This is a genomic window from Variovorax sp. WDL1 (genome assembly GCF_001541225.1).
Lineage (GTDB): Bacteria > Pseudomonadota > Gammaproteobacteria > Burkholderiales > Burkholderiaceae_C > Variovorax.
Genome location: NZ_LMTS01000043.1, coordinates 1 through 1,817, shown reverse-complemented (window position 1 = coordinate 1,817; position 1,817 = coordinate 1). Strand labels below are relative to the sequence as shown.

Genomic DNA, 1,817 nt, shown 5'->3' with positions numbered 1-1,817 from the left:
GCGGCCCGCTGCCGCGGGCGGCCTCGAGCGCCGCCAGCACCGGCAGCGGGAATTGCGGGAACACGCCCTCGCTCTGGATCCCGGCGCCGCTGAAGTCGCGCTCCTGCGAGCTGACCAGCACGGCGAACTGGTTGACGCCGGCTGGCCCGCCCGCGTCCATCGGCCAGGAGGCGCGCGGCAGCGCGAAGCTCTGGCCGGCGGCGATCTTGTTGTGCTTGTCCAGCAGGTTGGGGAACAGCAGGAACAGCTCGCCGCCGCTCGACAGCAGGTAGACGTAGACGTAGCCCTCGCGCTTGCTGCGCAGCTCGAAGCCCAGCTTGTCCTTGCCGATCGCGACCTCGCTCTTGCGCGGGCTCGCCGTCACCTCGAAGCCGGGCGCGGCGCCCTCCGCCAGCGACTGGAGCGACTCGGCCGGCGTGCGCGGCTGGACGGACTGCGGTGGCGGTGGCGGCGGCGGCGCGGGCGCCTGCGCGACGTCGGCGGGCTGCGGCTGAGCGGCGACGACGGGCGGCTTGCCGTCGTCGACGCCGACGGCGCGGCCCTGCCACCACCACCATCCGCCGGCCGCAGCCAGCACGGCCATCGCCGTCACGCCCGCGAGGGCCGCGCCCTTGCCCTTGGCGGGTGCCGCGGGCGCCGGTGGCGGCGGCATCCTCGCGCCCGCCGACGTGGGCGATGGGCCGGACGACGGCCGGATCACCGTCGCGCCGCCGTCCAGCCCCAGCGCCTCGCGCAGCGCCGCCATGGACTGCGGCCGCGACTCGGGCCGCACGCCCAGGCCGGCATCGATGGCGGCCAGCAGGCCGGCGCTGTAGCGCTGGCGCAGCGCCTCGTTGCCCGAGAGCGGCACATAGCTGTCGGCCAGCAGCCGCGCCACCGAGGGCGGCGGCGCGCGCCCGCTCACGGCCACGTGCATCACGGCCGCGAGCGCGTAGACGTCGGTCCACGCGCCCTGCGTCATGTCCGGCATCTCGGCGTACTGCTCGATGGGCGCGTAGCCGGGCTTGAGGATGACGGTGATGGCCTGCGTCTTGTCGGTGATCACCCGCCGCGCGGCGCCGAAGTCCAGCACCACCGGCCGGCCCGAGTCCTCGAGCAGCAGGATGTTGTCGGGCGCGATGTCGCGGTGGTAGCAGTGGGCCGCGTGCATCACCGACAGCGCCCGGGTCACGCCGTCCATGATGTGCAGCAGCCAGCGCTCGTCGGCCCCGCCCGGCATCGCCTGCAGGGCCTGGCGCAAGGTGTCGCCGCGGTAGAAGGGCATCACCATGTAGGCGGTGCCGCGTTCCTGCCAGAAGCGGTAGACCTTGAGCAGCGAGGGATGGTCGAACTGGGCCAGCAGGCGAGCCTCGTTGATGAAGCTGCGCATGCCGAGCTCGAAGGTCTCTCGGTGCCGCTCCGACAACGGCGCGACGGTGCCGTCGCCCTGGCGGGTGGACAGCGAACTGGGCAGGTACTCCTTGATCGCGACCACGCGCTCCAGCGTCGGGTCCCAGGCCTCGTAGACCACGCCGAAGCCGCCCTGGCCGACGACGCGCGTGACCTCGAATTCGGCGAGGTGGCTGCCGATGGGGAGCAGGCCGGCCTGGTCGTTGGTGCTGGACGACGTGCGCGAGGTCGGGGTCAAGGTCGGTGCCTGGGCGGAGGGGAGCGTCGGGCCGGCGCCGGTGACGACCTGCGTCGGGTCGTCCGCGCCGTTCGGCGGCAGGGTCCGCGAGGAGTCGGGGTTGGTCATGGGGCAACCTCTTCCGGGCTCTTCTCGTACGTTGCGCTTTGCTTGAGGCTGGAGCCGGGAGTTCGCCCCGGCGGGCGAGTCA

General features: G+C 73.6%; 1 protein-coding gene. It reads right to left on the bottom strand.

What is annotated here, in order from left to right; all coding sequences use genetic code 11:
* On the bottom strand, positions 1 to 1,735 hold a 1,735-nt coding region (locus APY03_RS40020; protein ID WP_232324187.1), incomplete at its 3' end, for a serine/threonine-protein kinase.
* Positions 1,736 to 1,817 lie beyond the last annotated feature (82 nt).